Raw genomic sequence first — 26,424 nt, forward strand, 5'->3', positions numbered from 1 at the left:
GGCTTTTTTAATTTGTGAAGAACGGTGAAGGATTTCTTTAAAGTCTTCTGAAACGTTCAACTTAGTTTTTCGGTAAGAAAACTTCCGCCAACATACATCTTGCACTGCCGCCACCGTTTACTTCAATTGTGTTCAGGTCGGCATAGATGATTTCGCAGTGGTTTTCAATTCTTTGGATCTGGTTTGGTGTTAAAGATCTGTAAGCGGTTTCGCTCATCACAAGGAATTTGGTTCCTTCTTCGTTCTGAACCTGCAGCATATTTCCTGCAAACTGATGCATTTGGTCTTCGGAAATTTCTATGACTTCTTTTTCGGTTGATTTAATGACTTCCTGCACTTTTTCCCTTTCCATTTCATCATCGATACAGTCCAGGCAGATCACCACGAACTTCTCAGCCACACACATCATCACATTGGTATGATAGATCGGCAGGCGCTGATTTTCTACATTTTGAAAGGAATGAAAAACTACGGGTGTAAAATCAAATTCCGCACAGAATTTCCGGAAGAGTTCTTCATCCAGACGTAAAGAAACCGAACCGTACGCAATTCTGTAATCGTGGTCGAAAATCATGCTGCCGGTTCCTTCCAGATATTTTTCTTCGTTTTCGAAAGTGGAAAAATCTTCTACTTTGGAGATATGAAAGCCTTCTTTTTCAATGGTTTCCAGAATGTCCGCACGTCGCTCGACACGCCGGTTCAGTGCAAACATGGGATAAAGTGCCACACGGCCGTCTTTATGAAAACTCACCCAGTTATTTGGGAAAATAGAATCCGGCGAATGCGGATCCATAGTATCTTTAATAGTAATAACGTTGATACCTTTGCTGCGAAGCTTAGCTACAAAACTGTTGAACTCGCCCAGCGCTTTCTGCTGTATATCGCTGTCTTTCTGTTCGGTCTGGAAGTAATTGTTTTCTGCAGTCTGAGAATTAAAACCAAATTTCACGGGTTCGATCATCAGAACGGTACTGGCTGTTTGCATTAATGGTAATTTAAGTTATGAAAGGCAGAAGTCAGCCTTTATCGCGCAAAAATACTTAAATTTATAGACAATAAAAATCGTATGTTAGAAATTGCCTGCTTTGAGATCACCTCTGCCGAAACTGCTCTAAAATCAATGGCAGACAGGATTGAGTTCTGCGCCGATATGGCCCGCGGTGGTGTTACGCCGGACTTTTATGAGTTCCTGCATCTGAAAAGAAACTATACCACACCGGTTTATGTGATGATCCGGCCCAAAGGTGGTTCATTCTTTTATACTGCAGCTGAATTCCGCGATATGAAAACCAGTCTCATTACCTTTAAAGAAGCCGGTGCTGATGGTTTTGTCTTCGGGATCCTGGATGTTCATAATGAAATTGACGAATCGCGGAATGCCGAACTGCTGGAACTTGCGGGTAACGTGCCGTGTACCTTTCACCGTGCTTTTGACCGGACTTCTGATCTCGGGAAATCCATTGCAACGCTGATCAAATTGGGTTTCACTTCGGTGCTTACTTCGGGTGGAGAAAAAACTGCGGTGGAAGGAAAAGAAAAGCTGAAAACGCTAATTCAAACATACGGGGAACAGATCGAGATCATAGTAGGTGGCGGCGTGCGGTCCGATAATGTGGCCGCCTTAAAACGTTTTACCGGAGGCACCAGTTTTCATTCTTCAGCGATCCTGAAATACGATACTTTTGTCACTACTGACGAAATAAAGAAACTGAAACAGCTGAGCTCCTAACAACCTCTTTTATTGCGATTTAAATACTAATTTCTACTAATTCTTAAAAACAAAATTAGGTGAGTTGAGCCTCATAATTCGTGAAAATTTTCAACGACTTTCACAAAAATTTAAACAGAAAACCAGTTGAGTTTTTGCGGACAGATGTTATCGCTAAATATCTGATTGTGGAAATTATTTCCTCGCCAGTGGCAGAGTAGAACACCTGAGCAAGCCACCCATTTTAGAGATTTCGCGGTACGGGATTTCTTCCACGGTCATTCCCCATTCGTTCCGGAGATGATTGTTCAGCCGCGTAAAAGATGAGTCAGAAACTACAACTTCCGGCGAAATCGAAAATATATTGGGACACATCTCGAACATTTCCTGCTGTGTAACGCTGAAACAGTTTTCCTCACCGAAGATATCGAGCAAAAGTCTGTAATCACTTTCATCTACAAAACCGTCCTTATATATGATGCATTTGTCCGTTCCAACAGGATTAAAAGTGCAGTCTAGATGGAGAATTCCTTTCATGGGATCCATATCATTTTTATGCAGTTCCAGATCGATGATTCTTTTCTTCGGGAAGTATTCCTTTAAAACTTCAATGGCGTATTCATTGGTTCTGGCGGTTTTAAAATTGCGGTAATCCTCGGAGAAACAAGTGCCAATAAACAGAAAGTCATTCCACACGATCACGTCGCCACCTTCGATGTGAGCGGTGTCCGGCAGGTTGATGATGTTCTTCCAGCCTACACGGGCAAATATCTTCCGGTAAGCGTCCTGCTCATTGTACCGGTCCTGAATGATATTTGAAATGATCATTTTATCATCGATCACAAAGGCGACATCGCGGGCAAAAACCTGATTATATTCTTTGATCAGATGCGGACGGTAAACCTCTACATCATATTTTTTCAGCACTTTTTCGAAAGCGTCCATTTCGCTGATGATACCTTCTTCCGACGGATAAATTCCGTTGACCAGTGAATGGTAAGATTTTGCGTCATAGCTTTCTTCCAGAGCGGGAATCGCGCCAGGGGAATTGGGCAGTCCAAGAACAACAGATTTCAGCGGAGCGGTTTCGTTTGTAATATTCAAATTCATACATAAAGGCTTGCTGCAAAAATAGCGAAACCATTTGAAGTGAGGAAATTATGGCAGTTCGCGCAAACCTTAACCTGACTTATTTTCCTGAATATGAAGTAGGAACGCTTTTCGCGTGTAACTTAGCAGACGCCTTCGTATATGTAAAAAACATATAATTCTTGTTAATTTTACGTTAAAGTTGGAACAAAGCACTTTTACACAATACCTATTAAACATTAAATTTGTTTTGCTAAAATAAAAAACGTTTCTAAGATATATTTTGACGATGAAAAATACCTTAAAAAAATTAATTCCCTACGCAGTAGTAGGTGTAATTTCTGGAGCTACCACCTTCGGGGCGATTAATTATTATAATGTGAAAAGCGGAGACTCGGAGTTTTCGTATTTCGCGCCAAAAAATACCGATGCCAAGTATGCTTCATTTAATATGGCCGGTGTAGGCGATGATTTCGTGAAGGCCTCCAAAATGACGGTTCCGGCAGTTGTAAGTATTAAGAATTTCTCGAACCGAACTTCAAACAGAAGTGAACAGGATATGTTCGATCTGTTTTTCGGAAATCCCTTTGGGCAGAACCAAAGACAGCAGCAGACGCCACCACCGAACATGCCAACAGGAATGGGCTCGGGAGTTATTATTTCCCCGGACGGATATATCATTTCAAACAACCACGTAATCGCCGGTGCCAGTAAACTTGAGGTTGTACTCTCCAACAAAAAATCTTACGTTGCCAACCTTGTAGGTACCGATCCGACCACAGATATCGCACTTTTAAAAATTGAAGAAAAAGGTTTGCCCTACCTCAATTTTGCAAACTCAGATAATGTAGAAGTCGGGCAGTGGGTTTTGGCTGTCGGCAATCCGATGGGACTTAATTCTACCGTAACGGCAGGTATTGTCTCTGCAAAAGGCCGAAGTATTGATCTTTTGAGCCAGCAGTCCAGAACACCGATTGAAAGTTTCATTCAAACCGATGCCGCCATTAATCCCGGAAATTCCGGTGGTGCGCTGGTAAATCCAAATGGGGAACTTATCGGCATCAATGCTGCGATCTCTTCGAAAACCGGTTATTATGAGGGTTATGGTTTCGCAGTTCCTTCGAACCTTGCAAGAAAAGTGGTGGAAGACATTAAGCAGTTTGGTTTGGTTCAGCGCGGCTTCCTTGGCGTAAAACCTTTGGACCTTTCTGATCAGCGTCAGGTTTCACAGTACAACCAGCAGATGAAAACCAACATCAAATCAGGCGACGGTGTTTACTTGGTCGAAGTTTCCAAAAACGGTGGTGCCGAAGATGCAGGTTTAAGAACAGGCGATATCATTACCAAAGTCGACAACATCACTGTATCCAGCTATTACGATCTTTCTTTTGCAGTAGGATCCAAGCGGCCGGGCGACAAAGTGATGGTGACCTACCTGCGAAACGGAAAATCAAATACGGCAAGTGTAACACTCAAAGATGAGAAAGGTGGAACCTCGTTCCGCAGCAAAGCCGACCTTACTGTTTCCGAGAAAATAGGTGCAGAGTTTGAACCGCTGAGCGAGAAATTTAAAACCGATTATGGTTTGACCAGCGGCGTGATCGCCCGAAATGTGGTCGATGGTCTGGAAATGTCTAAGATTGGTGTGGTCGATAACTATATCGTGATCGAGATCAATGGCAAACCTGTAAACTCCCAGAAAGATGTGGATAAAATCCTGCAGGGATACACCGGAAATGTACAGGTTAAATATGTAGACGAATACGGTAGAATTACAACCCGCGGTTTCAAAATGCCGTAGTTTTAATATTATATTCATTAAATCAGCGCAGCTTTTTCAGGCTGCGTTTTTTATTAGTGACATCTTGATGTGCCAAAATACAATTCACTAAAAATTATATCGCGATGGAGAGGTCGCGTCCCAAAAAACTCAAAAAAAACTGGCGGCAGTTCTCGGAATTATTTATTTTAGTAAGAAAAATAATGAAAAAGTTTTCGCGCAAAAATGCGCTCCTCCTTCTTGCCGCAGGAACGCTGATTATTGCAGTTTCGCAAGTTGCAGTTCATTACTCTCCCGAATTTCCGGACTTTGCCAAAGGTGCGCTTAGCGGGATTGGTATAGGTATTCTGATTTTGGCGGTGTTTTTCGGGGATTTCAAAACGGCAAAGTAAAATGAATTTTCGTCATTTTATTCAGGAATATTAAAACAAGCCAATGCAGGAAATCATTAAAAAATTTAAGTTCAGAGACGCCGCAACTGTCCTGAACTGTCCGCCGCAACTGAAAAAAGAATTTGTGGCCCTCGGTTTCAAAACGGAGTTTGCCAAAAATAAAAGCGCCAACACATTGGTTTTCCTGAATGACAAAAAGGAGCTTGCAGATTTTCTGACCGCAGATTTAAAAAATATTGAGCGTGACAGTGTTTTATGGCTGGCCTTTCCCAAAGGAACATCAAAAATAAAAACCGATATCGGCCGCGATGTCATTCGCGAAACGGCAGAAAGCTTCGGACTTGCAACAGTTACTGCAGTTTCAGTTAACGAGATATGGAGTGCGTTGCGGTTGAGGCCGTTGGAAATGGTGGGGAAATAAGGAAATATAGCTGCTAGTTTTGTCAAGCTCATATTTGAATTAAAACCAATTTCTAGCATCTGATTGAAGCCATTAAATATCAACTTGGGTTTGCAGTGCTTCAAGCGTATTAAAATGTTGGTTTTTTTTTTATACATTTTCGGTGACTGAGTTTCCTGAAAAAAATTAAATTCCTGCCGCCGGGAATTTTTGTATTTTTAGCATCTTGCAGAATACTTCTGCAAAAACCATTAATAATCAATAAAAAATAAATATGCGAAAAATATTTTTACCCGTTTTGCTTTTAACCGCTTTGGCAATCAACAGTTGCACCGTTATGAAAGTATCCGAAAAAACAGAAGACGGGCTTTTTCAGGCTTCTAAAAAAGCAGATATTCTTGTAAATAAACCATTTGATCTGGATGCAAATAAAAGTTTACTTGTGGTTCCCAACAACAGTTTTATGAAGGGAATGGCTGAAAAGATCGGTTACTTCGATCAGGTAATTACCTTCGATGACCTGGAAAAAGATATAATCAGGGATAACAAACAGGATGAGGTGGGCCCGCTGACGGGCAAAATTGGAATTAATAATGCCTACAGAAAATACAGGAAATTCCTTTATCTGAAATTTGATGATAACAAAGAGAAAAGTAAGCGGATCCAGCTGAAACTGATAAATCCCGAAAATTTCGATGAGATATTCATAGGTGATACTTTGTACGATGATTTTTGGGTGGGCGTGAATGACCAGAATACTTTTAATCCCTTATTCAACGCTTTGATTACGTACATCAAAGGAAATTCAAAAACGTACGGGAAATAAATTTCTTCTTCATCGAAAAATAGAGCGGCCATTGTAAAGTTTCCGTAAATTTAACTTTAAAGAAACACATTTAATTTTAATACTATTTATGAATGATATTATTTGCCCTAATTGCAAAAAAGCTTTTAAAGTAGATGAAGCAGGTTTTGCGGCTATTTTGAAACAGGTTCGCGACCATCAGTTTGAAGAGGAAATCCAGTCAAGGCTTGAGCTGGCAGAACAGGAAAAGAAGAACGCCATAAAACTTGCAGAAGCCGAAGTCAAAAGTAGTTTTCAGGAAACGCTTGCCCGTAAAGAACTCGAGATCAGCAAACTCATCGGAAGAAGTGAACTTGAGCTCGCGGAAAAACTGGCCGAGAAAGAAGCCGACATCGCGGAACTGAAATCAAAAATTGAAAAAGCGGAACTCGATAAAAATTTAAGCGTCACCGAAGCCGTGCGTACCATAGAAAAAGAACGCGACGGCCTGAGCAATGAGCTGAAAAGCAAGGAAACAGAAATGGAACTCCTGGAGAAATCCCTGAAAGAAAGATTTACAGCTGCACTGAAAACCAAAGAGGACATCATAAAAATGAAAGATGAAGAGATTGCGCTCCGCAAGGATATGAAGCTAAAACTCTCCACCAAGATGATCGGTGAAACCTTGGAGCAGCACTGCGAAACGGAATTCAACAGACTGCGCGCCACAGCTTTTCAGCGTGCACATTTCGAAAAAGACAATGATGCGCGCTCCGGCAGTAAAGGTGATTTCATTTACCGCGAAGAAGATGAATTCGGGAACGAAATCATTTCGATCATGTTTGAAATGAAAAACGAAGGCGACGAAACTGCGACCAAAAAAAGAAACGAAGATTTTTTCCGCGAACTCGACAAAGACCGGAACGAAAAGAAATGCGAATATGCCGTAATGGTTTCACTTCTGGAAGCGGAAAGTGAGCTTTACAATTGCGGAATTGTGGATGTGTCGCACAGGTATCCCAAAATGTACATCATTCGTCCGCAGTTTTTTATTCCGATTATCACACTGCTCAGAAATGCTGCAATGAATTCGATGCAGTATAAAGCTGAATTGTCGCACATCCGGAATCAAAACGTGGACATTACCAATTTTGAAGATAACATCAATGCCTTTAAAGAAGGTTTTGCACGCAATTACGATCTCGCCAGCCGTAAGTTTAAAACCGCCATCGATGAGATCGATAAAACCATCGACCATCTTCAGAAAACCAAAGAAGCCTTACTTTCTTCTGAAAATAATCTGAGGTTAGCCAACAACAAAGCTGAAGATCTGACTATTAAAAAACTGACCAAAGGGAATCCTACCATGAGTGCAAAGTTTGAGGCGCTGCAGAATAAGTCCCAGATTTAAGAGGAAACACACGAAAATTAAACCGCTACTTCTGCAGTCTGCGGTTTTTTTTCTTTTTGCGCTCATAGATCACTTCTGTAATCTTACCACCCATCCACGCAAACGGGAAAAAGGTGAGGAAGATCAGGATCTTGTAAAAAGTGGGGTGGTAAGGGAAAATAATGATGTCGAGCATCGCGATGAAAAGCAGGATAAAGCCGATAAGAATCGCGTATGCAACTTTGGCATACTTCACGATCACGGCTGTCACCACGCCGCCGACAGTAGCTGCAATCCCCGAAGAAATAAGTAATGCTACAAAAAAGTAGGGTTTGTGTTCCATAGACTGCAACAGCGTTTCCCAGTGTTTAAACGGTGCGTAATCCTCGTAGGTGATCCAGTCTGAGTTCAGACGTACGCCCAGAGAAATTAGGAGTGCTGCCATACCAAGGCCCACAATTACCGCAAAAGTATTTCGAAGAAAGTTCATTTAAAACTGATGTGCAATCACTGAAATTTCAATATCTACATTTTTTGGCAGACAGGATACCTGCACTGTTTCTCGCGCCGGGTAATTTTCGGGATCCAGGTACGAGGCGTAAATCTCATTCATCACGGCAAAATCATCCATTTCCTTTAAAAAGATTGTGGCCTTCATCACGTTTTTAAAAGTCATGCCGGCTTCGGTTAGGATCGCCTGCAGATTTTTCATTACCTGGTGTGTAGCCTCTTCTATACCTTCGGCGAGTTTTCCGGTGTCGGAATTCAAAGGAATCTGACCTGAAATATACAGGATTCCGTTTGCAAAATTTGCCTGTGCATAAGGCCCGATCGCGGCCGGAGCTTTGGTAGTAGAAACGAGTTTTTTCATAATAGCATTATTGGCAAATATAAAACTTATGTTTTGTTATTTAAAATGATTTTAAAACGGAGCGTTTGGCTGGGTAAAACTTCGGTCTTTATATTTCAGCGCATCGCGCAGAATGTTGGCTTTGATGCCGATAAAGAAATCGTACACTTTATACTGTCCGTATGGGATCCAGTTGAAGTTGATCGTAAAACTCCGCTGGTCACGCGAGAATCCGAGTCTTGTGTTTGCGATCTCTTTGGTGATGACGTCGTAATAAAGATTTCCATTGAGGTTCCAGTACGGTGAAAGTTTCAAACTTGCATCCAAACCTACCGAAGCCATTTGTGTTCCGAAACGTGTTAAGCTTCTGGAGTAACCATACTGTGCGTTGATGTTTAAAGTCCAGGGTTGGTTAAACCGCGCGTAATCATCATCATCGAAATAATAGTTTTCATTTCTGATCTCTCCTTTTTTACTGTATTTCTTGGCAAGTTCCACTTTTTCTTTTCCGCCAAAAATTTCGCTGCTGAGCGGATAAGAAAGCTGCGCATTGAATCCCTGCACGCTGAAATGCCCGAAGTTTTCGGTTCGCACGCCAATTTCTTCGCCCGGCGCAAAATAGATTTGGTAGGGCTCAAGCGTGAGGCTTGTATTCAGGTTGAGTTTTTCAAACAAAGTAGTCTGGCCATTAAAGGAGAAAAGTGACCACTTGTGCGTAGGTGCTGCAAAATTATAGTTGGTATTGAAGTTCAGACTTTCGAAGATCTTTATTTTTTTAATGCCGGTTGAGTCTTTTTTGGACCGCACTTTCATTTCCAGGTTGTTGTTAATGGCAAAACTTACCGCCTCTACCAGTCCGGAGTTTGGTGAGCCGATGATTCCTCTGTCGAATATTGAATAGGGTGTAATCTCGCCGCGGTCATTGTAGTAATTCCTGTAGTATCCAAATGAAGGTGCAGAAAAATCGGGTGAATAATTAAAGCCGATCTGCGGAGTCATCATGTGGCGGATTGCCTGTATTGAAGAGTTTTTCCTGAAGTTCAGCATGCCGTAAAGTACCGTCTGCAAACTCGCACTTGTGGAAAAAGACGAATAGCCCGCGATCTTTTTATTCAGTACATCATCCAGCGTGTTGGTTACAGGATTGTAGCTTCGCGTCAGCGTTTTGGTGGTCAAAGCATTATCAATATTTGCCGACAGCGAAAATGTAAAATATTTGGCAAGTGTCGTATTTGTTCCGAGACCAATGTTGTTCTTCAGGCCGGTCTGCATCTTATCGAACATGGCTTTGGTGAAGAGTTCGCCTTCATTGGTCTGCACATAATTGTTAAGATTTAAACCTGTATTTACCGTAATATTCTCTAAAAGTCCCTGGCGGATTCCGGTTTTTGGTTTGAAAAGATAGAACTGGTTTACAGCTACATTCAGCACCGGCAGTTTAAGATCTGCAAGACCTGTGGAGAAATTCTGCGAATAAGATGATGTTCCGGTGATGGTGACCGGCAAAGTCAAAAACCTTTTCACCACACTGATGCTGGAGTTCTGCTGGGCATTCAGGTTGTTTTGGTTAAAGGCGTAATTATTATTGACGGTATTGTTGTAGAATTTATTGCTCACTACATCAACTGAAGCCGAAAAAGTGAGGAAAGGATTACTCTTTGAATCCTGCTGATGGCGCCACGCGATGCGGTATGTTCCCGTTTTCGAATAATCAGAAAGACCTTTGATCCCTCGGATCGTGGTTCCAATGTCAGCGGAAAAATTACCGGAATAGCGGTAATTCTTTTTGTAATTCATCTCAGGCCGCAGGTTCCAGCTGCCTTTCGTATAAATATCCGTAAGGATTTTCAAATCGAAATGTTCACCTATCGGCTGGTAGTAACCCAGCGAGTTCAGGAAAAAACCCACATCTTCTCTTTCTCCAAAACTTGGGATCAGAATCCCGGCGCTCCTTTTATCTGAAAACGGCAGAATTGCAAACGGCATTACCAGCGGCGTAGGAACCTGCTCAATATACAACTGTATCGGTCCGGTGATGACCTGCGATTTTTCTTTTCCTTTAATAAGTTTGATGTTGGGTGCAAGCAAATAGTAGTCAGCGATCGTATCTTTTTTCTGAATGAAATATTCGTCGGTAGTATACTTCCCGCGCCGCATAAAGAATACGGAATCGTTGTATTTCTTCGTTTTTTCGGCCACGATCACGCCTTCGCTCTCTTCAGTTCTCGCGTTGAAGGCGATGGCCTGGCGTGTCTTTATATTATAGGTAAACTCGTCATACTCATATTTCTTGCCGCCTTGGGTTGCTGCCGCGGGAGTTTTAATCCGTCCCAGTGAATCGAGTTCGCCACGCGCGAAGATGAGAGACTTGTTCCAGTCGATGGAAATATAATCAGCATCGATCGTCATATCCTGATAGTTGACCTGCGCATTTTTATTGAGAAAGGTCATCTTTTTCGGAATGTCGTTCCGAATGTTGTCGGCTTTGGTTTTCACCACAGCCTCAAGCTGTTCCTTCTTCAGCACAACAGTATCCGCCTGCCGGATGGTATCATTAACTACCTTATTTTCAGACAAATTTTGAGCCCCGAGGTGTGCTAAAAAATTGTTAAAAATTAGGATAATTAGAATTAGTGGTATATTTTTGAAGCCGGTTTTGACCAAAGCGCTTTTTTCTGTAATTTGTGGTCAAAATTAATACAATTTTTAAAATCTAAGGATGATTACCTACAGTTTTTCGTTTAAAAAATATTTCTTTTTCTTTTTCCTTCTTTTGTTTGCTATCGGTGGTGCCCAGAAAAAATTTACCATTGTGCTCGACGCCGGACATGGTGGCAACGACATAGGTACTAACCGAAGATACAGCGACTTAGGTACGGTGCGCGAAAAGGACATTACGCTTTCTATTATACTGAAGCTTGGGAACTTGCTCGAAAAGAATAAAGATTATAAAGTGATCTATACACGAAAGTACGATGAATATCCCTCGCTGAGCGAGCGTACGACACTTGCAAACCGCAGCAAGGCCGACCTCTTCCTGTCCGTACATGTCAATGCTTCACCTGCAAGTTCCACCGGAACAAACGGTACAGAAACTTATATTCAGGGGCCAAATCAGAACCGCACCAATCTGGAAGTGGCAAAGGCCGAAAACGACGTGATTTACCTCGATGAGAAGGACAGGCAGATGTTTGCGTCTTATGATCCAAAATCTCCCGAATCTTTGATAGCATTGAAAATCCAGCAAAGTAAATATCTGGAAAGCAGCCTGCTCATCGGAAGTCTGGTCGAAGAAAATTTTTCGAACCGGGACAAAAGGTATTCGCGCGGCATCAAGCAGGCAGATCTCCATGTTCTCCGGATGAATGCCATGCCCTCGATACTTATTGAAACCGGTTTTGTAAATAACTATGACGATGCGAGCTACCTTTCTTCCGACAAAGGTCAGCGGGAAATTGCAGAAAGCATTTATGATGCGGTTCAAAAATATAAAAAAGCGCTCGAAAGAAATGGTGGCGATATCAGCCAACCCAAAATCGCCGACAACAAGCCCGAGGAAAAACCTTTGAAGAACGATTTCCGCATTCTGCTGATGTCCTCACCAATGAAATATGCCGGCTCGGATCCTGCTTTGAAAGGTTTGAATTACATTCTTACAATGAAGGAGAACGGCATGTACAAATATTATTACAGCACCACAAATCTGGCTTCGGTTCGGGATAATAACCTGAAGAATGCCAAAGATGCGGGTTTCAAAAACGCCACCTCAATCTCATTTATTCCGAATCAAAAACTGGGAATTGGCTATTACACCCTGGAAATTGCAGTGTCTGATCAAAAACTGAGTTCCAATTCTTATATGCTGAACACGCTGAAGGATGTAAAACGCGATAAGATAAACGGTAAATTCTATTACACTTACGGCCGGTTCACCACGCTCGAAGAGGCGGTAAATACGCAAAAAGAGCTCGAAGAGAAAGGCATTAAAAACACAGTTATTGAAAAAGTTTTCAAATAAACTATGAGATGTTTGCAGGATCAAAACATTAGTGATATTTTTGCAGTCCTCAAAGCAAAGGCCTATTCGTCTAGTGGTAAGGACTCAAGATTTTCAGTCTTGCAACAGGGGTTCGATTCCCTTATAGGCTACTAATGAAAATCTTGAAAAAGTTTTTTTAAATTTATTTTGTAATAAGAAAAAGATTATTATCTTTGCACCCAAGTTTTTAGAAAGATATGGCAAATCATAAATCAGCTCTGAAAAGAATCAGACAAAGCGAAAAGAAAAGATTAAGAAACAGATACTATCACAAGACTGCAAGAACAGCTTTGAAAGTTCTGCGAAATGAAGAGAACAAAGCTGCTGCTACAGAGCAATTGCCTTCAGTAATCTCTTTGTTGGATAAGTTGGTGAAGAAAAACATCATCCACAAAAACAAAGCAGCTAATCTTAAAAGTAAATTGACCAAGCACGTTAATAACTTAGCGTAACACAATATACAAGACGCACTGGCCCGTTCGTCTATCGGTTAGGACCTCAGGTTTTCATCCTGGTAAGAGGGGTTCGACTCCCCTACGGGCTACTTAACTTCCGAAATTAATTTTTCGGAAGTTTTTTTATGCTTTTTTTTAACGAAAAAAGCCGAAACGGAAAAATCCATTTCGGCTGAGCATTATCTGTGTAAATTTAATTTTTCATCAGTCGCTCTTTATTACTTTCGAAACTGTCATTCCCGCTGCCGTTTGCATTCTAAGCAGGTACATACCTGCCGGTATTTGCTGAATATTCAGCTGGGTTTGCATATGCTTGGGGTTTGCCTCCAGTATCTTTTTACCGGCCAGGTCAAAGAGTTCAACATTAAGTATGATCTCATCCGATTTTATATACAGGATATTTTTCGTCGGATTCGGATATACCTGCATTTTCACCTTTTGCGCTTCGGGAGCGGTTCCAAGTGTGGTGCAATCGGCCAGTACGGTAATATAGCCTGGCTTCGTAACTGTATTTGAGCCAATATTGTTTGCAGCGGTGAGTGTTACTTTGTAAACGCCGGGTGAACCGTACGTTACACCCACTGTTTTTGTCGATGCAGTTGCCGGTGTTCCACCTTCGAATGTCCAGGTCCAGCCCGTCGGTTTGTTTGTCGAGGTATCTGTAAATGTTATAATATGACCTACACATGTTGTAGTTTCGTCTGCCGTAAAATCTGCTACCGGTGGATCGATAGGACAAACGTCCGTTGTTTTGCCTTCAGATGCGCCGTCACCATCACCACCGAAATAAGCAAAGAAGTGATAAGGTGTGCTGCAGTTTAAGAGGGCAGGGTCATCAGTCGCAGCGCCATCACCCGAGCCACCAAAGTAAGCGAACTGGTTAAATGGCGTACTGCAACTTGCATTGTCAGCTAATGTGTCCATGCCTTCGCCGTCTCCCGCCCCTCCGAAGTAGGCGACAAGATTGTTTGGTGTCTGGCAATTCTGTGTTTCTACGCTTTCAGTTGCAAAACCATCTGCTGCACCGCCGCGGTACGCATACAGCTCTTCATTTTGCGCATAAAATAAGTTTTGGAACAGGAAAATGAGCGACAACACCTGTAGTTTTGTGAGTATAGTCTTCATTTTCTAATTTGATTTTAATGTTAATGGGATTTTTTTTAGTTTCCTTTTTTTCAAATCAGAAAATTAACGTACACCTCTTCCTCCGTATTGGGACATACGGGTAGCGCCTACTGTATCCGCCCGGTCGGAGATCATCATACGTGCGGAGTTATTTCCGCTGTAGCCATAACCGCTTGCATTAAAGTGGCCTCCGCGCAGTATAAGACCTGTATTGTCGGGCCAGGTTGCCTGATCGGCATCGCCGTCGGTTGCTGCGGTGGTGGAAAGCAGTCCGTCTCCGAGTGTTCCGGTGTAAGTGCTGCCGCCTGCGGTTTTCGCTGCCACCGTAATTTCTCCTACATTTCCGCTCATCTCCATCGCACCATAATATGCTGCAGATGCAGAAAGGCGCCCTGAGGAATTGGTCGCGCTGAAACCAACCTTTACAGGTCCGTCCAAATTTACAGGAACATATCCGCTTAAAGCACCGTAATTTGCCAGGCCGTTAGTCACTGTATTGTATCCTTCATTAGCTTGCCCACCATTCACCACGCCTCCTGGTGTAATGCCGGTTGCTTCAGTAGTTCCCCACGCATATTCGCCGGCTACCGGTGCCAAGGGACCACGGCAGATCTTTTCAAACTCTATTTCGCTCATTGGTCGCAGTGCTGCCCAATCTAAGTAGGCGAGGACGTCTGCATAGCCCAGTGTGCTCATGGCAATATTTTGTCCATCATTTAAGTCATCGAAGTCGCCATCTGTGAGATCATTACCGTAAACTGCGGGAATTGCCGCGTTGCTCCCGGGCACTTTTATTTTTATACCGTTGCGGCTTGCGGTGCCAAACGCCTGTGTTCCCTGTGGGGAATCCGGTGCAGCTGCTGACCTGTGGGCCTGCTGTCCATAAGTCAGGGTATTTAGAAAGTTAACGTACTGTTCCTGGGAGATCTCATACTTCATGGCATAGAAATTTGCCCATCCTTTTGGGAAGGCGGCAGGCGCGCTGTTACCTGAGCCAATGGCGGAAGAACTGATCGAGCCATTGCCTGTAATTTCATATTTTGTAAAGGCCGAGGCGGCAACTCCGTCACCAACCCAATAGGATGAGATCTGTGGAATATTCACCATCTCCACCCCGAAAACTTTAAAATTATAGTTTTCATAATTAGCCGCTGCAACGTTCATCTTTAAAGTAACGGAAGTTGAGCTGATGTTTCCGCCACCGTTTGAGCTGCGGTAGATGAAAACACCTTTCCCGTCGGATACCGCATCCACTTTCAGAGCGCCACCGGCAGAATGGTCTGCAGAAGTTACACTAAGGTTCGCATGTTTCCACAGTTTGTCTGCACAGTCCTGGTATTTTATGAATAACCAGACTGCATCATGGTTTGCAGGCGCTATATTGGTACGCCAGCTGTTGTCCCATTTCAGACTAAATGTAATTTGGCCTGTTGCGGTGTCTACCGAGGTGCCGCTGATCTGTACGTTGTTCGCCTGCACAGAGAGGCCGAAAAAGGTGAGTGCCACAAATGCAATCTTTTGAAAGTAATTTTTTGTGTTCATTGTAAAAAATTTTTGAGGTTAAATGTTTTGCGGCAGATGGAAAAAATACTTCTTCGCCGGATCGCTGAAAATATTTTATATCCTGCTGCAGACCAAAGATATTGGAGCACACAAAAAAGTATATACCCTACAGTGGGTATTTTTAAAAAAAAAATCGTGGGAATTGAATGACACAAGATCATGAAGTCAGATCTAACCGGTGAAAGGAAAGAGAATGGAATGGAAATCAGGACTTTAAGTACAACTGAATGTATCAGCAGGGCTTAGAGATGTTCTGCGTTTTATGAGGTTCACCGTAATTATACTTTGAGCTTAAAGCAAAAAAAACACACTGGAAAGTGTGTTTTGGTGCCCGGAACAGGACTCGAACCTGCAAGCTTGTGGGCACTCGCACCTGAAACGAGCGTGTCTACCAATTTCACCATCCGGGCTTTGGATGTGTCTTGCGTGCGGCAAAATTAAGGAAAATCCCGCAAAAAATATCATGACACAAATTATTTTTTTAACCTGAAGTATTAAATTCGGTTCCCACATATTTAAGCCGTTATATTTTCGGTTTCCTGTAAGGTGTTGATAGCGGTTTTCTGTGATTTCCTTTCAGCGTCATATAGTTTGGCCGCGCTCCATTTGGCGTGTTTGGAGGGTTCGATATTTAAGCCTTTTTTTTGCGAATAGACCTTCGTAAATTCGGCGCCGAAAAATATAAGCATACACGAATAGTTGATCCAAAGCATAATAAGGATCACAGTTCCCGCTTTCCCAAATGCAGAGGTAGGTTTGAATTCGGCAAAATAAAGACTCAGCAAAAACTTGCCCACGGTGAAAAGCAGCGCGGTAAGGAAAGCACCCGCCCAAACGGAACGCCAGGAGATTTCCACATCGGGCAAAACTTTGAACATAAAAGCAAATACCAGCACGATTAAAATAAAACCTGCCGCAAAGTTCACGATCTCCATCAGCAGGTAGGTTTCAAACCCAAACTGTTGCGTAAGGAAATTATTAAATAAACTGATCAGCGATGATAACAGCATGGTGGTCATCAGCAGAAAACCGATCACCAAGATCATTCCCAGGGAATTTGCACGGTCCAGCAGGAATTTTAGGATCGCTTTTTTTGGTGCAGCTTCCACATCCCAGAGCTGATTCAGTGATTTTTGAAGGTGGAAAAATATGGTGGTGGCACCGAAAACAAGCGAAAAAATACCAACGACCTTCATGAAGATATTCTGCCGGTCAATAAGTGCGCTAGCAATCATTTCCTCAATGCTTTTGGCGACATCTTCGCCCATCATTGTGTTGATCTGTGCGCTTATTTCTCCCTGAATCGCCTCACGCCCAAAAAAATAGCCTGCGATCCAGATGATGATGATCAGCAGACCGGGAATTGAAAAAATCGCGTAATAAGCAAGACTGGCAGAATCTTTGCCGGCCGGAGAGTTGTTCCACTCCGTAAAAGTTTCTTTCAGTGTTTCCCAGTAAAATTTGAATTTTTTCATCATGCGGAGTTTTGGGTTAGAACGGATAGCCGATGGCAATATTCAATATGAGATTATCCCTCCTCCAGGCGCCGCTGCTGAAATCGATCCTGTTGAAGGTCCAGCGGTCACCTTCCTGATAATATGGAACCCGCAGCGGCATAGCCAGATCCAACCTCAGGATCAGAATAGAAAAATCCAGTCTTAAACCGACACCTGCACCTACGGCAATTTCCTTCAAGAAATCCTTTGAAAATTTGCCGCCCGGTTTCAGTGGATCTTCATTAATTAGCCAAACATTTCCGGCATCTGCAAAAACAGCCGCATTCAAAAATTTATAAATGTTGGCGCGGTATTCGGCATTCATTTCCAATTTGATGTCGCCTGACTGGTCGAAAAAGAAAGTCGCCTGCTGACCGCGCGGATCGTAACTTCCCGGCCCGAGCGTTCTGGCTCGGAAAGCACGTATACTGTTGCTGCCGCCCACAAAAAACTGTTTTACGTAAGGCATCACCGTAGAATTCCCGTACGGATAACCAATTCCTGCAATAAACCGCGAAGCGATGGAACTTTTGTCGTTCACTTTTCGGTAATAGCGGAAATCATGTTCCATTTTGGCGTACTGGCTGAATGGAATATTGAAGAGTTCTTTCTCTTTTCCAGCTTTCGCATCGGCGCCGCTCACCAGTCCGGCAATTGTTCCCGCGAGATCCACAGTTCCCTTGTAATAAAAAGTGTTCTTTTTTGGCAACATGGTGTTGGTGTAGGTAAAACTGTAAGTCGGTCCAAAAATAAGTTGCTTGGCCACAACCCGCGCCAGAGAAGGGTTGGGGAGGATGCCGGCTGCAGGATCGCCGTCGATTTGTTGCTGATATTCTTCGCTGACGTTTTGCGGAGCAACCAAGGTCACATCCAGCACTTTCAGTTCATGTTCTTTTCTTTCGTTTTCCTTCCAGAGATAACCAAAAGAGGTATTAAAATTATGCAGCGTATAGAGTTTGGTGCGGCTCAGATATTCGTAGCCGAGCTTGATATTGGTGCGCGGGACATAGGCACTGGAGGAATGAAACCTAAACGGCGCAACAATTCTCGGAATCGAAAGTTCTGCGTTGCCACCGACACGTATGATATTGTTGGCATCTTTCGGTCCGCCAACCTGCACATCAAAAGCGCCGTAAACTGCGGCCTTCAGCTGCTCTGCACCACGGAAGAAATTTCGGTGCGTCCAGTTGAGATTCACCTCGCCACCTGTGTAATTTGCGGAATTTGTTTTGCCTAAAGTTTCCACGCGCAGCGACTGAAACGGTCGCGGAGTTAAAAGATAATAGGCATCGAACTTATGGGCCAGCGAGTCCGAAACCACAAATTCATTTTTCACAAATTTAAAAACACCAAGACTGATGAGGCGGTTGAGCGATAAGTTATGATCTGTCCGGTTATAAAGGTCGCCCTTCTGAAAATAAAGCGTACGGTCAAAGATTTTTGGTTTGAATTTTTTCTCAGGATCAATGATGTAAATGTCCTTATAAACTTCTACCGAATCCGTGTTATACGGAATGCCGTATTTCCCCAGTTTCACATCGGCGATATTATAATCGGCGAACACGATGGTTTTGTCGATGGTGAACTGGTCTTTTGCCAGTTCAGGTGTATTGTTCTTTAACTTTACAAATAACTCGACGCGTGGTTCTTTCAACACCGTGCTGTCTGCCTGAATGATGATATTATCGGGACTGAAATAATAGAAACCGCGGTTCTTCAGGTGTTCGTCTATTCTTTCACGCTCCGCTTTAATGACATCCAGATCGAAGGGATTGCCCGCTTTCAGAAAAGTTTTATCGGAGATCGACTGAATTTCGGAATTGATCACCGTGGAGTCTTCCGGGAAATGCACGCCGCTGATAAGGTAGCGCGCGCCCGGCGTAAGCGTATAAATAACTTTGGCTTTTCTGTTTTTCGAGATCGTATCGGAAGTTGCTTTGGCATTGAAAAAACCTTTGTTTTCCGAATAGTTTACTATAATTTTCTTGTTGAACTCCCGGTCCACATCCTGCAGCAGAACAGGTTTTTCACCAATCTTGTATTTCAGCCAGTAACCCAGTCCTTTTTCCTTTTTCGGCTCTTTAGTTATGTTATAGATGTAAAGTCGCGGCCGCAAACCAAGAAATGAAGAATTCGGTTTTGGACGAAGCTGGTCGGTGAGCACTTCTTTTAGATTATTTTTATCTTTTTTTGAAAGCGTATCGTTCTTAATGTTGATCCTGGCGCCGGTATAAAGCATTTGACCTTCCTGCAGAAACTTGGTATTGCTGCACGAGGAGATCAAAAGCATTAAAGCAAAAAATCCGGCCGTTCTGAAATATGTTAAAGGTGATTTCTGCATTATTTGGAGTTCCTGTTAAGTTTTTGCTGTTGTTTATTTTTTTGCGCCCGCTCGAAGATTTCGCGGAATTTATCGTAGTCCAGCGTAATGATAAATCCAATACCGGTTTCTATGATCTGTCCCTGCAGCGCAACCTGGTAATCATTTTTACGGTAAGCACGCAGCATATATCTTCCGTCTTTTGAGAGGCTGTATTCCAGCGTCACGTCGCCCGCAATATTGGTCGTCTGTTCGTTCTTTCTGGTGTCACCTTCCAGACCGAAGTTGTTGCCAACCGTAACTTTCAGGCGGTCGTCAAAGAGTCTTTTGCTCAGATCCACATTCAGGTCGGTGCGCTCATTTTTGGTACCTGAGGAATAATCCTCCGTAGATTCCAGATCGAAATTCAGCTCTACACCACCAATAAGATCTTTTGCTAGATTATTGAGCTGCTCCGATAAGATGCGGCTGACACTTTGTTTCGCCAACGTGGAAGCAGATAATCCTGTATCGCTCTGGAAAGGGTTTTCGCCTACAAACCGGTTCAAAAGTAGAAGTGCAAACACCTGCTTGTTCATCTCGGATTCTTCGCGGCGAAGCTGATCGAGTTTTGCCCTCGTATTATCCAGGACAACAGATGAAACCGAGCTGTTGGTTTCCGATGTGGTGATATCAAAAGTGATCACCGGTTTCATCAGCTCGCCCTTCATAATCAATAATGTGTTGAATGGGATTCGCTGCTTGTATTGGTTCAGTTCACTGCCCGAAACGCCTGTAAGCTGTTGCTGCAAAAGGTCGAGCGGTGCCGCATCGGTTTTATAATTGGCGGTAATATCCAGGATCGCGGCCGTAGGTTCGCCGGTCCAGGTGATGGTGCTGCCTTTTTCGATCTCGAATTTTCTTTTAAGTAAACTTACCGACATTTCGTAAGCGCCTTTTTCTACTTCATAAATACCAACCAGCGTAGTTTTTCCGGAAGGATCGATGCCACCTGTGAGCTGAGCCTGACCCTGCAGTTTTACAAAATCGCCGTTGGCCTTGTCTATTATTAAAGAGATCTTCGCTTCTTTATTCACCTCAATATTCACATTCACGTCCATACCTTTGATGTCGCTTTGGTTGGTGAGCGAATCTGATTTGATGGTTTCCTTCAGCGCGATCTGATCCTGATCGATGAATTCCACAATTCCTTCACGGTCTTTAAGTGCCGGCGAGGAATCGGGCAGAACAAAGGTAAAATCGGTCTTGTCGGTAACGGCTAAATTTCCGTCGACCTTGGGCAGGTCAAGGTTTCCGCGGATCTTCAGTTCCGCATCGATCGCCAGAATTCCGTACATGATCTTATCACTGTCCTTTTCAGAATCCACGACTTTGAAACCTTTTGCATCAACATTTAAATTGAAAGCAAAATCCTTGTAAGTGGTGGTAAGCACCGCGCCATCGATCGCTACCGCGTTTCCGGTTTCGTCTTTAATTTTAAAGTCATTAAACTCGATTCCGCGGGACGTGAATTTTATCTCGTCATCAATATTTTTAAATTTACTGCCAAGCTGCGTAATTCCGAGACCTACATCATTAAACTTCACTGCGCCTAAAACGGTGGGAGCGCCTGTATTCCCGCCGATCCTCAGATTTCCGGAAAGGTAACCTTTGGTATCTTCGATGGCATTTAAGGAAAAGCCCTGAACTGTTTTCATCTGCAGCTGGTTCATATTCAGATTCATATCCAGCGCACTTGATTTCATATTGTAAGTTCCGCCGAGTTTTACATCATTGTTAAAGCCGGATAGCGCAATATCTGCCAAGATAACGTCTGCACTCTGCGTATTTGCTTTGATGTCTAATTTTCCAACCGGGCTACCGTACACGTAAAGATCGGTAACATCCAGATTAGAGGTGAAAGTCATATTATTCTTCAGATCGCGCAACTGTGCGGTTCCGTTGATGGTACCTTTAGCCAGGAGCGAGTCTTTTTTTACCATTTCCGTAAGTGTTTCAATCTGGAAATCTTTAATAAAAACATTGAGTGGCGAGTTGGGCACCTGTGTTTCCGACTGAAGGCGGATCTCGCTTCCGGCGTTGGAGATCGCGAAATTATTAGCCACAATTCCGCGACTGCTCAGCTCCAGATAATTATCGGGCGCAACCTGCCAGTCTGTATAATTCAGTTTCAAACCTTCGGGATTTAAACTAATTTTGGTTAGGTCGCCCATCTTCTGCACGTTTCCTGCAATCAAAAATTTGGTCACATCTTTTTGGTCCTTCGTCGTGGCATTGTACGTGATGAGATTATTCTGTACGTCGCCGTTTAAATTCACTTTATTCAGCGCGATACTTTCATTTTTAAATTCAGCCAGGCTGATATCATAAACCAAAGCATCATTAAAATTATTAAGGGTCAATACACCGCCATCAATATTATTTTTACCGTAAGTTATATGCGGGATCTGGCCATTCACTTCGAGTTTCCGGGAATCGGCGTCGTAATTTCCTGTCAGGGTGACAGGTTCAAATTCCGTGAGTTCGGGCACAAATCTCCGCAGCAGATTATCGTCTTTAATTTTTGCATTAAAAGTGAAAAACTGGTTCGGATCCACTTTTCCCGTTTTGGTTCCGGGCTTTTCAAATTGATAATACTGATTTACTGTTTGCTGCAGCGATCCAAAGATCTGCGTGAGTTTATATTTGCCGGAAAGGTCTACATCGGCGATCTGTGATTTCAGCACGATCCGGTTGCTGTCTGCGGTAGATTTCGCCGTTAGTGAAACTTCCTGCAATGGGAAAACATCTTTGGTATCAGAGACCGCAAAGTTTTCCAAATGAAGAAAACCGTTGGGTGCGTCGGGATCCAAACTCGTGAAATTCCCGTCGAGATCGCCGGCAAGTATCATTTCGTCGCTGTAAAAACCGAGTTTGTGAAGGTCGAGTCTGCGGATGGTTCCGTTAACTTTTATAGAAGGACTTTTATCGGTAAAAACTCCGGAGGCGAGCAGTTTCAGGTTGGCGTTCGGGTCTTTCGAATCCAGGTTGATCACGTACGCACCACGGTTAACTTTACCATTCAGGTTCATGTTTCGGTAGGTGTAACCATTGTAATAGACCGAGGAAATATCACCGGCAAGATCCGCTACCGCTTTTTTATAATCGAAACTTTGACCGTTTACCTTAATCTGTCCGGTAATGGCACCCAGATCTTTATTCTGAATGATTTTTCCGAGTTGTAAATTCTGAAGGTTGGCAAGGACATTATATTTTTCCGCATTTTTCTGTTTCATATTCACAGACGCGCGGATCGCCGCATTTCCCAAAGTTGATGAGACCCGTAAATTGGCATTCACGATCTGTGTGCTGCCTTTCGCTGTGCCGGCAATCTTGAAGTAAGAAGGCAGCGTGATGTTTTGCGGAATCGTATTTTTTGGAACGAGGTTGTAAATTGTTTTTGCAGAAGACGAAAATTCACGCACATTCAGATCGTAATACAGGTTGTTCGGATCCATCGCATTTTTCACGGTTCCTGCAGCACTTACCCTTAACTGATCCAAACCGGACAGTTCCAGATTTTGAATAAGTAGATCGTTGAGTGTACCGCGAAGTCTTGTATTTACATTTAAAATCGCGTTCGGATATTTGTTAAAAGGAACAGTATTGCGCAATGATGGCACGAGCATTAAAATATCTGAAAATCCCACGCGTGAATCACGGATATTTGCCAGGATTTTCACGGCACCTGGATTTGCACTGAGTTGCTGAAAGGAATTGTAATTCAGAACGAGCTCGTCGCGCAGTGTCGTTTTTGGAGTTTGAAGATAAAGGTCTTTCAGGTAAGCCTGCGTATCGGTGTATACAAAATCGGTTTTCAGTTTTTGAATATTCAGTCCGCGACCTTCCCGGATTTCTGCTGAGTTTACCGTTCCGGCAAAAGTGCCGTTTTGCATTTTGAAATCCCTTACCTCTACATTCATTTTTGAGAAATTGAGGTGGTTGAAATCCATGCCGCTTCTTGTAGGTGCGACCGCTGTATTGTCGTAAGCAACTTTTACATCATCTAAAATAAGTTTTTTCAGTACGAGAGCCAGGGAGTTCTGGGTGGAAGAACTGTTATTGGTATCGGATTTTTTCTTTGACGAAGCGTTAGCAGCAGGCATAAATAGTTTTGCGTTGATGTTGGCACCCTTTAAATAAAGATTGTCGATGCCATAATTACTTTTCTGCAGATCGAGCTGAGTGATTTTGGTGCTGAGTTCTTTAAAAATAACCTTTGCGAATGTTTTGGTGTTATCATCACCGTAATCAATGTTGAAGTTGGTGAGTTTTATTTTATTCAGCCCCAGCTTCATCGGTTTCTGCTGGTTCAGGGAATCCACTTTTTCGGCAACTTTGTCGGTAACCTCTTCCAGGAAATCCTGTTTGAGTTTCAGTTTTAGCCCGTCCATATTAATGTCGTTCGCAGCATACGAATTCTGCTGCAGATCGAAAGTCTTTACGCGCGTATCGAAAGATTTAAAATACAGCGCAATATCATTTCGGGACTGTTTATCGATAAAAGACACGCGGATATCTCTGAGTTTAATCTTATCCAGAGAAATAATAAAAGGTTTTGAACTGCTTTCTTCCGAATCCTTAGTGGCAAAAGCATTGGTAATGTAATCGAAATTAAAGGTGCCGTCTTCTTTGCGGACTACATTTGCCGTCACGCCCTGCAAGTCGATCGATGTAAGATCGGCGGTGTTTTTTAAAAGTTTAGGAATATTTAGACCGACATCTAGTTTCCGGGCGAAAAGCAAAGTGTCCACGCGCTGGCCTTTTAAGTAAAGATTTTCCATCACCAGGCTGTTGGGAAAATCTACATAAACACGTTCCAGCCGCACTTCGGTATGAATCTTTTCCTGCAGATAATTCACGAGTTTGCCCTTTGCAAAATTCTGCACCGCCGGCAACCGAAGACTCAGTACCAAAATGGCAAGCAAAAGAATCAGCGAGGCGAGGACGATGCCCGTATATTTTAAAATTTTTTTGAAAATTTTCATCGCACGAAATTACCAATTCCGAAGGTATTAAAAAAATGCATTTTTCCACCAAAACCTGTATCAAAAATAATTATTTTTGATAGCGGTCTTCAATTCCCGAGCTTTTTAACCGCTCATAATTCAACTTTCTTAATTTTCTTATTAAGCTAAGAGTTGTGCGAAACCACTTATATTTGTAAAAACTTAGCGATGACAATTTTACTTTTAAACGGCCCTAATTTGAATCTTCTCGGCACGCGCGAACCCGATATCTACGGAAATGTTTCCATGGATGATTTTCTCGGCAGCTTAAAAGACGAATTTACGGAACACAGTATTCTGTATTTTCAATCCAATATCGAAGGTGAAATCATCAACAGACTGCAGCAAACCGATTATGATGCGGTGATCATCAATCCCGGCGCTTTTACCCATTATTCTTATGCAATTGCAGACTGCCTGAAGAATATAAATCTTCCAAAAATTGAAGTTCATATCAGCAATATTTATAAGCGCGAAGAATTCCGGCAAAAATCGGTGACCGCCGCGCACACCTACGGTGTTTTAAGCGGTTTTGGCCTGCAGGGTTACCGCCTTGCAATCCTCAGTCTTTTGAAATAATTTAAAAATCTGCCTCATGAAAAAATTTTTCTTTGCCCTTTTTATACTAATAAATGTATGTGCCGTTTTCGCACAAACTACTGATGCACGTTACCAACCGCAGGAATACGTGGAACTGACGCATCCGGAATGGAGCAAAAATGCGACGATTTACGAAGTGAACCTTCGCCAGTATACGCCGGAAGGAACTTTTAAAGCATTTGAAAAACATTTGCCCCGCCTGAAAAAAATGGGTGTGGATATCATCTGGTTAATGCCGATTCATCCGATCGGTGAGAAAATCCGAAAAGGTACGCTCGGAAGTTATTATGCAGTAAAAGATTTCAAAGCGGTGAATCCGGAATTCGGAACGATGGCTGATTTTAAAAATCTTGTCGATAAGATTCATTCCATGGGAATGTACGTCATCATTGATTGGGTGGGGAATCACTCCGCCTGGGACAATCCTTTGACAAAAGATCATCCCGAATGGTACACAAAAACGCGTGAAGGTAATTTTCAGCCTACACCGTGGTATGACTGGGATGATATAATTGACTTTGATTATGACCGGCCGGATTTCCGGGAATATATGACCGGCGCTCTTAAGTTTTGGGTTAAAGAAAGCAATATCGACGGTTACCGTGCGGATACGGCCGGATTTATTCCAATGGATTTCTGGAATGAAGCCCGTAGACAGCTCGATGAAATAAAACCTGTTTTTATGCTTGCCGAATGGGAATCACGGGACTTATTGAAAAACGCTTTCGATATGGAATACTCCTGGACTTTATTTGAAAAAATGATGGACGCTACTACAAGAAAGAAAGGTCTGGGCGGCCTGACCGAATATATGGCACACGATGTAAACACTTTTCCGCGGAATGCTTACAGGATGACATTTACCGATAACCATGATATGAATTCCTGGAATGGAACGCCACAGAAAAATTTCGGCCCGGGCTTAAAAACCGCGATGGTATTTACCGGTGTTGTAAATGGAATGCCGCTTTGCTACAGCGGGCAGGAAGCGGGTTTAGACCGCAGCCTGAAATTTTTTGATAAGGACCCGATCGAGTGGAAACAGCACGAAAACGAACAGATCTTCTCGAAACTGTTTCATCTGAAACATGAAAACCAGGCGCTTTGGAATGGGAAATACGGCGGTGAAATGATCCGTGTGGTTAATGACCGGCAGGATAAGATCATTTCTTTTTACCGCGAGCAAAACAGCGATGCGGTTTTTCCGGTTTTTAATTTTTCAGATAAAGCCGTGGTGGTGAATCTGAATACTAAATACTTTCAGGGCAAATATAGGGAGCTTTTTACGGACAAAATTTTTGATATTAAGGAGAAAACAACCTTTACGCTGGCTCCGTGGGACTATTTGGTTTTGGTAAAGCAGTAAGTTTTTGGTAATTCCTTCA

Annotated in this window: 20 protein-coding genes and 3 tRNA genes; 12 read left to right on the forward strand and 11 right to left on the reverse strand. The window is 42.9% G+C overall.

The genetic code is table 11. The features are described 5' to 3' along the window. Window positions 1-61: 61 nt before the first annotated feature. Window positions 62-985, reverse strand: coding sequence for a citrulline utilization hydrolase CtlX (gene ctlX, locus H562_RS0105240; RefSeq protein WP_027376541.1), 924 nt, complete (start codon window positions 983-985; stop codon window positions 62-64). An 81-nt stretch (window positions 986-1,066) separates the two neighbouring features. Here ctlX and H562_RS0105245 point away from each other — a divergent pair, with 81 nt between their 5' ends. Further along, on the forward strand, window positions 1,067-1,729 hold the full coding sequence (locus H562_RS0105245) for a copper homeostasis protein CutC (protein ID WP_034690782.1): 663 nt from the start codon (window positions 1,067-1,069) through the stop codon (window positions 1,727-1,729). Between the two features lie 174 nt (window positions 1,730-1,903). Here H562_RS0105245 and H562_RS0105250 read toward each other — a convergent pair whose 3' ends face one another. Further along, the gene (locus H562_RS0105250; RefSeq protein WP_027376543.1) at window positions 1,904-2,818 is read right to left on the reverse strand and encodes a dimethylarginine dimethylaminohydrolase family protein; all 915 of its coding nucleotides are present in this window, start codon (window positions 2,816-2,818) and stop codon (window positions 1,904-1,906) included. Between the two features lie 268 nt (window positions 2,819-3,086). Between H562_RS0105250 and H562_RS0105255 the strand changes: the two genes are divergently transcribed. From H562_RS0105255 to H562_RS0105280, 5 genes are all read left to right on the forward strand, one after another. Then, a complete protein-coding gene (locus tag H562_RS0105255) occupies window positions 3,087-4,598 on the forward strand; it encodes a trypsin-like peptidase domain-containing protein (RefSeq protein WP_027376544.1) in 1,512 nt (503 codons plus the stop codon). Between the two features lie 182 nt (window positions 4,599-4,780). Next, complete coding sequence (locus H562_RS0105260) at window positions 4,781-4,969, forward strand: hypothetical protein (protein ID WP_156831967.1); 189 nt, start codon at window positions 4,781-4,783, stop codon at window positions 4,967-4,969. Between the two features lie 43 nt (window positions 4,970-5,012). After that, window positions 5,013-5,390: a DUF3052 family protein gene (locus H562_RS15355; protein ID WP_051190406.1), complete on the forward strand. Its 378-nt coding sequence runs from the start codon at window positions 5,013-5,015 to the stop codon at window positions 5,388-5,390. A 253-nt stretch (window positions 5,391-5,643) separates the two neighbouring features. Next, a complete protein-coding gene (locus H562_RS0105275) occupies window positions 5,644-6,195 on the forward strand; it encodes a hypothetical protein (RefSeq protein WP_027376546.1) in 552 nt (183 codons plus the stop codon). A gap of 88 nt (window positions 6,196-6,283) precedes the next feature. Further along, window positions 6,284-7,564: a DUF2130 domain-containing protein gene (locus tag H562_RS0105280; RefSeq protein WP_027376547.1), complete on the forward strand. Its 1,281-nt coding sequence runs from the start codon at window positions 6,284-6,286 to the stop codon at window positions 7,562-7,564. A gap of 25 nt (window positions 7,565-7,589) precedes the next feature. On the opposite strand, the gene H562_RS0105285 is transcribed toward H562_RS0105280, so the two are convergent. The 3 genes from H562_RS0105285 to H562_RS0105295 are packed head-to-tail and all read right to left on the reverse strand — an operon-like array spanning window position 7,590 to window position 11,057. After that, window positions 7,590-8,033, reverse strand: a complete 444-nt coding sequence (locus H562_RS0105285; protein ID WP_027376548.1) for a hypothetical protein — start codon at window positions 8,031-8,033, stop codon at window positions 7,590-7,592. Further along, window positions 8,034-8,414, reverse strand: a complete 381-nt coding sequence (locus H562_RS0105290) for a RidA family protein (RefSeq protein WP_027376549.1) — start codon at window positions 8,412-8,414, stop codon at window positions 8,034-8,036. It lies immediately after the preceding gene. 51 nt (window positions 8,415-8,465) lie between these two features. Further along, window positions 8,466-11,057, reverse strand: coding sequence for a putative LPS assembly protein LptD (locus H562_RS0105295; RefSeq protein WP_027376550.1), 2,592 nt, complete (start codon window positions 11,055-11,057; stop codon window positions 8,466-8,468). A gap of 55 nt (window positions 11,058-11,112) precedes the next feature. On the opposite strand from H562_RS0105295, the gene H562_RS0105300 reads away from it, so the two are divergent. The 4 genes from H562_RS0105300 (at window position 11,113) to H562_RS0105315 (ending at window position 12,976) form a co-directional block, all read left to right on the forward strand. Beyond that, entirely contained in the window at window positions 11,113-12,411 is a 1,299-nt protein-coding gene (locus tag H562_RS0105300) for an N-acetylmuramoyl-L-alanine amidase family protein (RefSeq protein ID WP_027376551.1), read from the forward strand. A gap of 59 nt (window positions 12,412-12,470) precedes the next feature. Next, a tRNA-Glu gene (locus H562_RS0105305) sits at window positions 12,471-12,542 on the forward strand. Window positions 12,543-12,629: 87 nt separating this feature from the next. Beyond that, window positions 12,630-12,884: a 30S ribosomal protein S20 gene (gene rpsT, locus H562_RS0105310; RefSeq protein WP_027376552.1), complete on the forward strand. Its 255-nt coding sequence runs from the start codon at window positions 12,630-12,632 to the stop codon at window positions 12,882-12,884. Between the two features lie 20 nt (window positions 12,885-12,904). Next, a tRNA-Glu gene (locus H562_RS0105315) sits at window positions 12,905-12,976 on the forward strand. A 115-nt stretch (window positions 12,977-13,091) separates the two neighbouring features. On the opposite strand, the gene H562_RS0105325 is transcribed toward H562_RS0105315, so the two are convergent. From H562_RS0105325 to H562_RS0105355, 6 genes are all read right to left on the reverse strand, one after another. Further along, window positions 13,092-14,012 (reverse strand): T9SS type A sorting domain-containing protein, encoded by a 921-nt coding sequence (locus tag H562_RS0105325; protein WP_084466331.1) that lies wholly within the window; start codon window positions 14,010-14,012, stop codon window positions 13,092-13,094. A 63-nt stretch (window positions 14,013-14,075) separates the two neighbouring features. Next, window positions 14,076-15,554 carry an SUMF1/EgtB/PvdO family nonheme iron enzyme gene (locus tag H562_RS14710; RefSeq protein ID WP_051190407.1) on the reverse strand — a complete coding sequence of 493 codons (1,479 nt, stop codon included), beginning with the start codon at window positions 15,552-15,554 and terminating at the stop codon, window positions 14,076-14,078. Window positions 15,555-15,900: 346 nt separating this feature from the next. Continuing rightward, window positions 15,901-15,985 (reverse strand) — tRNA-Leu (locus H562_RS0105340). 105 nt (window positions 15,986-16,090) lie between these two features. Further along, on the reverse strand, window positions 16,091-17,053 hold the full coding sequence (locus tag H562_RS14715; protein ID WP_051190408.1) for a YihY/virulence factor BrkB family protein: 963 nt from the start codon (window positions 17,051-17,053) through the stop codon (window positions 16,091-16,093). A 13-nt stretch (window positions 17,054-17,066) separates the two neighbouring features. Then, entirely contained in the window at window positions 17,067-19,412 is a 2,346-nt protein-coding gene (tamL, locus tag H562_RS0105350) for a translocation and assembly module lipoprotein TamL (RefSeq protein WP_027376554.1), read from the reverse strand. Further along, entirely contained in the window at window positions 19,412-24,418 is a 5,007-nt protein-coding gene (locus tag H562_RS0105355; RefSeq protein WP_027376555.1) for a translocation/assembly module TamB domain-containing protein, read from the reverse strand. Before H562_RS0105355 ends, tamL begins: the two co-directional genes overlap by 1 nt. A gap of 189 nt (window positions 24,419-24,607) precedes the next feature. Here H562_RS0105355 and aroQ point away from each other — a divergent pair, with 189 nt between their 5' ends. Together aroQ and H562_RS0105365 are read left to right on the forward strand one after the other, a co-directional pair. After that, on the forward strand, window positions 24,608-25,018 hold the full coding sequence (aroQ, locus tag H562_RS0105360; protein ID WP_027376556.1) for a type II 3-dehydroquinate dehydratase: 411 nt from the start codon (window positions 24,608-24,610) through the stop codon (window positions 25,016-25,018). 16 nt (window positions 25,019-25,034) lie between these two features. Then, window positions 25,035-26,405, forward strand: coding sequence for an alpha-amylase family glycosyl hydrolase (locus tag H562_RS0105365; protein ID WP_027376557.1), 1,371 nt, complete (start codon window positions 25,035-25,037; stop codon window positions 26,403-26,405). Window positions 26,406-26,424: the final 19 nt, after the last annotated feature.

The organism is Kaistella palustris DSM 21579, from assembly GCF_000422265.1.
GTDB lineage: Bacteria > Bacteroidota > Bacteroidia > Flavobacteriales > Weeksellaceae > Kaistella > Kaistella palustris.